The following is a 368-nucleotide window of genomic DNA, read 5'->3' as shown; positions in this document are numbered from 1 at the left end:
AAAAGGCCAAACTTGCTGGAATGGCAGAATGCTCCTTCAACATCTTGGAGGCATTTGTCTCAGTGGTGGGTATGGGTGATGACATCAATGCCATCATTCGCACTTGCCCTGCACCTCGTGATGGTGAGTCTGAGTTGGCTTGCCAGGTAAACGGTGCCATCCTGGGTGCTTGGGTGGGCAACCTTGCTGCCAAGCTGGCCTTGGCAGCTTCAGATTGTGCCTTGAGCCTCAACGTGGATGCCATTTGCTCTGCTGGTGTCGCAGGCTTGGTGTCAGCCATGGGAGAGATTGCAGCTGGAGCTTCTTTGGGTGTGGCCTGGTCCGGGACTCCGCCACAACTGAGCACCACCAAGGTCAGTGTCCTGGGA

1 protein-coding gene is annotated in these 368 nt (G+C 56.0%); it reads left to right on the top strand.

Annotation, left to right across the window (positions count from 1 at the left end):
* Window positions 1–368: hypothetical protein (locus ACYQ78_RS39320; protein ID WP_459806092.1), on the top strand; the 368-nt coding region annotated here is incomplete at both ends.

This window comes from Herbidospora sp. RD11066 (assembly GCF_054661255.1).
The sequence above is the reverse complement of the archived record's forward strand: the minus strand, read 5'-3'. Positions and strand labels throughout refer to the sequence as shown.